This is a genomic window from Falsiroseomonas oryzae, from assembly GCF_027856955.1.
Taxonomy (GTDB): Bacteria; Pseudomonadota; Alphaproteobacteria; order Acetobacterales; family Acetobacteraceae; genus Falsiroseomonas; species Falsiroseomonas oryzae.
In genome coordinates this window covers 1-5627 of sequence record NZ_JAPSMD010000348.1, presented here as the reverse complement: position 1 = coordinate 5627, position 5627 = coordinate 1, and the positions used below count along the sequence as shown (strand labels likewise).

General features: G+C 72.0%; 6 protein-coding genes. 2 read left to right on the top strand and 4 right to left on the bottom strand.

Annotation, left to right across the window (positions count from 1 at the left end; all coding sequences use genetic code 11):
- A partial coding sequence (locus OZN99_RS23970; RefSeq protein WP_270937768.1) for a VanZ family protein occupies positions 1–434 on the bottom strand: 434 nt, incomplete at its 3' end.
- A gap of 186 nt (positions 435–620) precedes the next feature.
- Here OZN99_RS23970 and OZN99_RS23965 point away from each other — a divergent pair.
- Positions 621–1391 carry a hypothetical protein gene (locus OZN99_RS23965; RefSeq protein WP_270937767.1) on the top strand — a complete coding sequence of 257 codons (771 nt, stop codon included), beginning with the start codon at positions 621–623 and terminating at the stop codon, positions 1389–1391.
- Positions 1392–1439: 48 nt separating this feature from the next.
- On the opposite strand, the gene OZN99_RS23960 is transcribed toward OZN99_RS23965, so the two are convergent.
- A complete protein-coding gene (locus OZN99_RS23960; protein ID WP_270937766.1) occupies positions 1440–3236 on the bottom strand; it encodes a right-handed parallel beta-helix repeat-containing protein in 1797 nt (598 codons plus the stop codon).
- 132 nt (positions 3237–3368) lie between these two features.
- Positions 3369–4103 (bottom strand): YdcF family protein, encoded by a 735-nt coding sequence (locus OZN99_RS23955; protein ID WP_270937765.1) that lies wholly within the window; start codon positions 4101–4103, stop codon positions 3369–3371.
- Positions 4104–4312: 209 nt separating this feature from the next.
- Here OZN99_RS23955 and OZN99_RS23950 point away from each other — a divergent pair, with 209 nt between their 5' ends.
- On the top strand, positions 4313–5386 hold the full coding sequence (locus tag OZN99_RS23950) for a glycosyltransferase family 4 protein (protein ID WP_270937764.1): 1074 nt from the start codon (positions 4313–4315) through the stop codon (positions 5384–5386).
- On the opposite strand, the gene OZN99_RS23945 is transcribed toward OZN99_RS23950, so the two are convergent.
- Positions 5350–5627: glycosyltransferase (locus tag OZN99_RS23945; protein ID WP_270937763.1), on the bottom strand; the 278-nt coding region annotated here is incomplete at its 5' end. The two genes, OZN99_RS23950 and OZN99_RS23945, sit on opposite strands and share 37 nt — an antisense overlap.

Here is a 5627-nt window from a genome sequence, read left to right as displayed (position 1 = left end):
GGGCCGCGTGCCCGCCGAGGCGCGACGAAGGCGGCCGTCACCGCGCCGCCGATGGCGCCGGCGACGTTGAGCAGCAGGTCGCCGGCGCTCGGCGCCCGGCGCGGCACGAAGAGCTGCCCGATCTCCATCGCGGTGGAGAGCAGCGCGCAAGCCAGCACCGCGAGCACCCCGGCGCGGACCGGACCGAGCCGTGCGACGAAGGCCAACGCCAGGGCGAGCGCGAGCGGCGCGTAGAGCAGCAGGTTGGCCGCGACGTCGCCCCGCCCGCCGCGGCGCGCGAGCGAGAGGCGGAACAGTTCCGACCAGGCCACTCCGTCGGGCAGAGCCTGGAAGCGGAAGGGATAGAGCGAGCCATAGACGATGAAGCCGGCGATCAGCGCCGCAAGAAGAAGGCCGGCCGTCGCGATGCGCGGCGCCTCCTTGGTCCTGGTCACCGGAAATGCCCTCCCTGCCCACGGGCCGGGCATCGCGCGGCAGGATAGCGCAATACGCCTTGGGGATCGCCGGGCGCGCGCGGGATGCGCTCGGCGCACCGCAACCTTCCAACCATTACCCGCTAGCCATGGAACCATGCCGCCTGTTAATTATCTCGCAATTGTAATCGCGGACTGAGACTGGACATGGCGAAGCGCTTCCTCCTGGGAACCGCACTGCTCGTCGGTGGCATCCTGGCGGTGCCCGGACCTTTGGGCGCGTCGGTGATCGTGCACGACGTGGCTGGCGATTTCATCGGCTTCCCGGCGGGTGCGAACCCCGGGACGGTCGTCACGACCGCACCGACCGTGACCCCGGACCAGCCTTCGGTGGCGCGGCGAACCGCGTCCAACATCTTCGACATCGCGCCCAGTGGTGCCAACAACATCACCAACCCCGCCCTGGGCACGGCGCTGTCGCTCGGCATCGGCGGCCTGCTCACGCTGCAGCTGAACAACGGCGGCGCGGAGCGCACGCTGAGCCGGATCCAGATCATCGAGACGAACCGCAACCAGAACGACGACGGCGCCACCGCGGTGACGGACAGCCGCGAGCGCGCCGAGGTCTATGTCGGCACCGACGGCGCCAACTGGGCGCTGCTCGCGACCCTGGTCGGGCGCAACTTCACGGGCGTCGCGGGCACGGCGACGATCACCGGGACCGCGCTGCTCGGCGGTTCGAGCATCGACAGCACCGTCGCGCGCGACGTCTTCACCCTGGATCTCGTGGCGGCCCCGGTCGCCTATGACTGGATCCAGATCCGCGACACCTCCTCCTCCGCCGGCAGCGGCGCCCAGCGCTTCTCCGGCTTCGACATCGCCTCCCTCGCGGTGACGACGGTGCCGACGCCGGCTTCGCTGGCGCTGTTCGGCATGGGCCTGCTGGGCCTCGCGCTCACCCGCCGCCGCGCGGCCTGAGCGGACGCGCGCGCCGGCCTGCGGCGCGCACGCCCGAAGCGATCGGGACTAGGTCCAGACGAAGTCGCCGGCCGACAGCCCGGCCAGGGTGCTGCCGGCCAGGTTGACCGCGAGCTCGGCGGCCCCGTTGCCGTCGGCATCCACCAGCAGCGTCGTGCTGCCGGCGGCCAGCCGCGCCTCGGAATTGCCGGTGGCGGTGAAGGCCGCGTCGCCGCGCCAGGCGAAGCTGCCGCGCAGCAGGCCGGTAAAGACCAGGTCGTCCAGGCCGGGGGTGAAGTCCGTCACGCGGTCTGGCGCCGCCAGGGGCGATTCCGAGGCGGCGCGCCAGGTGAAGCGGTCGCCGCCGTTGCCGCCCGCCAGCAGGTCCACGCCCGGGCCGCCGATGATCCGGTCGGCGCCCGCGCCGCCGGTCAGCGTGTCGTTGCCCGCCGCGCCGTCGAGCGCGATCGGCGTGGTTCCGGTCACGGTGATGCGGTCCGCGCCGCGGCCGCCGACCAGCGATTCGGTGTTGGTCACCGTCACCGTGTTGGGCCCCGCGGAGGACAGCCGCACGCGGTCGGTGCCGGAGGAGAGGTCGATCGTCGCGCCCGTCAGCACGGTGGCGAAGGTGATGGTGTCGGCCGCCCGCCCGCCGACCAGCGCTTCCACGTTCGAGACGGTGAGCGTGTTCCAGCCGCCGGAGGCGAGGATGAGGCGGTCCGCCCCGCCGCCCAGGTCCACCGTGCCGCTGACCGGCGTGCCGAGAGTGACGGTGTCGTCGGCCGCGCCGCCGATCAACGTCTCGACGTTGCTCGCGGTCAGGCTGTTCGGGCCGAGCGAGGACAGTGTCAGCCGGTCCGCGCCGTCGCCGAGGTCGATGGCGAAGCCGGTGACGGGGGCGGCCAGCACGATGTCGTCCGGCCCTGGCGTGCCGGTCGGCGGCGGGGGCGCGGCCCAGGGCGAGGAGGTGTCGAGCGCCGGCAGGGCGGCGAGGAAGGTCGTGCCGGTGACAGTCGCCGGGCCGTTCGACATCTGCGCGGATGTCAGGCCGAAGACCTTGGTGTCGGCGATGGTGGCGGTGAAGGTCGTCTGGTTCAGCAGCGCGCGCTGGCTGGGCGAGGCGAGCTGGTTGATGACCGTATTGCCCTGCATGAGCAGGCTGGACTCGGCATAGGGCGTGCCCTCCCCGCCGAAATGCACGATGGCCGGGTTCTGCGACCCCGGGCCCTGCTGGATGACGTTGTTGACCAGCTCCGCCCGGCCGCCATTCGGCAGGTCCACCTCGTAGCTGCCGCTGCCATCCTCATTCTGGATGCGGCTGTCGCGGATGATGGTGGTGCGCGCGCGGCTCTTGATCTCGTGGCCGACCACGGCGTCGTGGAAGTAGCTGTCCTCGATCGTCAGCGTGGTGATGTCGCCGACATAGAGGTTGTGGGTGCGCCCGTCGCCGGCACCGTTGTGGCCGAACTCGCTGTTGCGGATGGTGATGCTGCTGTTCGCCCAGGCACCGGCCAGGATGCCGTTCTCGTTGTGGTGGAAGTGGCTGTTGAGGATGGTGAGGTTGCCGCCCTCGAAGCGGATGCCGGCGCCGTTGCCGTCCGGCACCCTGGTGCCGGTGAACTCCAGCCCGTCGATGGTGATGTCGGTGCGGGTGACGAAGATGGCCTTGCCGTTGGGCGGCGCGACTGTCGCGACCAGCTTCGCCACGCCGCCGACGGCCTGGATCGTGACCTTGGTGGAGATGGTGGCGAAGTCGTTGGTGTAGGTGCCGGCCTGCACCTGGATCAGGTCGCCATCGCGGGAGGCGGCAACGGCGGCCGAGATGGTGGCGTATTGCTGGCCGGTGCCGACCGTGAGGGTGGCCATGCGGGGTTCTCCTGCTGGTGACCGGCAGGCGAAGCCCGGGCCGGCGAACCGCGGCACTGCGGTATCTTAAAACATAGTGTATACCGAAGATCCGCGAGTCAACCTGAGGTAGCAGAGATACAACCGGAGCGATCAGGTCCCGTCGCGCAGCCGGTAGACCAGCAGGCCCGCCCATTCACGCAGCGCGAACCAGCTCTGGCCCAGATTGGCGGGATGCGGCAGCCAGTCCGACCAGTCCCCATCGGGCATGCGCGCCGTGCGCACCGGCGCGGGGAAGGCGGGGAAGCGGGCGCGCGCGAAGGCGCCCTGGGCCCGCGGCAGGTGCCAGGCCTGGCTGACGACATAGGCCGCGCCGATCCCGTCGGCGCGCAGCATCGCGGCGCTGAGCTCGGCATTGTCGCGGGTGTCGCGCGCCCGGTTCTCCACCCAGCGGGGCGCGATGCCGAAATCCCGCTCCAGCGTCGCGGCCATCAGTTCGGCGATGGGCGGCGCGCCCGGCATCAGCGGCCCGCCGGTCAGCAGCAGCGGCAGGCCGGTGCGCTTGTGGAGCGCAGCGCCGGCGCGCAGCCGCTCGAGCGTCAGGGGGCCGACCTCCGGCCCGTCCGGGCCGCGCGCCATCTCGGCGCCGAGCACGACGATGGCGACCGGCGGCGGGGCGTCGGCCGGCGGGCGGGGTGCGACGAAGGTGATGCCAACGCTGAGCACCGCCGCGACATAGGTGGTGGAGAGCAGCGCCAGACCGAAGGCGGCCAGTGCCGCGACCGCCCCCGCCGCGCGGCTGCCGCGCCAGGCGAGCAGCCCGGCGCCGAGCGCGATCCAGACGAACAGCAGCGGCGGCAGCAGCAGGATGGTCAGGATGTTCTGCACCGCCGCGCCTCCCGCCCCGGGACAAGGCCCGTCCTCCGGCTCGTTTCAAGGCCGGGCCGTCTTACGCGCCGCGCCTCCAGGAATCGCTCACGGAACGGCGTGACCTGGCCTGCGACACGCGATAAAGGACGGCGCCTCGGCGGCCGGGGCGTGCAGGCTGGCTCGCCCGGCCCTGCCTGCCTCCCCCCGCCCGCGGCGACAGGAGCGCGATGATCCACTTCATCGAGAAGCAGAACCGCCGGAGCTCGGCGCTCGCCCCGGAGATCGAGCGGCTGGGGCCGGACCTGCGCGTGCTGGGGGAGACGCTCTCCTTCAAGTTCCGCAGCCGGCTGGGCATGCTGCTGCTCGGCTATCCGCGGCTGGTCTGGTTCTCCCTGCGGATGGCGGTCAGGTCGCTGCTGCGCAGCCGGCCGGCGCCCGACACCGTCGTGGTGTGGTCGGATATCGAGGTGATCGTCTTCGCGCTGGTGAAGGCGCTTCTGCTGCGGCGCTGCGCGATCGTCTACTGCACCTTCATCTTCACGCCGCGCGACTCCGCCCTGCTCAACCTTGGGCGCCGGCTGTATTTCGGGTTCGTCCTGGCGCTCTGCCGGCAGGTGATCTGCCATTCCCGGCTGGAGATCGAGACCTACGCCGCCATCTTCCCGCGCGCCGCCGGCAAGTTCGTCTTCGTTCCCTGGGGCGGGCTGATCTGGGGCTGGGACCAGCCGACCTTCGGCGCCCCGGCGCTGGCCGCCGACCGGCCGCTGCGCGTGCTGGCCGCGGGGCGCTCGGGGCGCGACTACCCGACGCTGGTCGCGGCACTCGCGGGGCTCGACGTGGACCTGACCATCATCTGCGACCATCGCGAATCGTTGAACGGCGTGACCGAGGGGCCACGCATCCGCATCCTGCGCGACTGCTACGACGACGCCTACATGGCCGAGCTGCGGCGCAGCGACGTGGTGGCGGTGCCGCTGACGGTGGGCGACGTCTCCGCCGGGCAGATGGTGATCATCCAGGCCAAGGGCCTCGCCCGGCCGGTGGTGGCAACGCGCACGCCGACCGTCGAGGACTACGTCACCGATGGCGAGGACGGGCTGCTGGTGCGGCTGGGCTCGGCGGAGGAGATGCGCAGGGCGATCCTGCGTCTGCGCGACGAACCAGGCCTCTACGAGCGGCTGCAGCGCGGCGCGCATGCCTCCTACGTGGACAGGCACGGGCTCGCGGCCTCGGTGCGCAACCTCGTGCAGGTCGCGCGCACCGCTCAACCGGTCGCGCCGTCGCCGATCAGCGCGGCATAGGCCTGGAACATCGTCTCCTGGTCGTAGTCGCGTTCCGCCTTGGCGCGGTTCGCGGCCCCAAGCCGCGCCCGCAGCGCGGCATCGGCCAGCAGCGGACGCAGCGCCGCGGCGAGCGCGGCGGGGTCCAGCGCGGCAAGCTGCTGCGCCGCCTCCGGCGGCAGCATCACGCGCACGTCGCCGACCTCGGTGGTCGCCACCGGCAGGCCGCTCGCCATGGCCTCCATGACCGAGAAGGGCATCT

Bases quoted from the DNA above. Each gene is read 5' to 3' on its own strand.
- OZN99_RS23965 (WP_270937767.1), top strand. From the start codon at position 621: ATGGCGAAGCGCTTCCTCCTGGGAACCGCACTGCTCGTCGGTGGCATC.
- OZN99_RS23950 (WP_270937764.1), top strand. From the start codon at position 4,313: ATGATCCACTTCATCGAGAAGCAGAACCGCCGGAGCTCGGCGCTCGCC.
- OZN99_RS23960 (WP_270937766.1), bottom strand. From the start codon at position 3,236: ATGGCCACCCTCACGGTCGGCACCGGCCAGCAATACGCCACCATCTCG.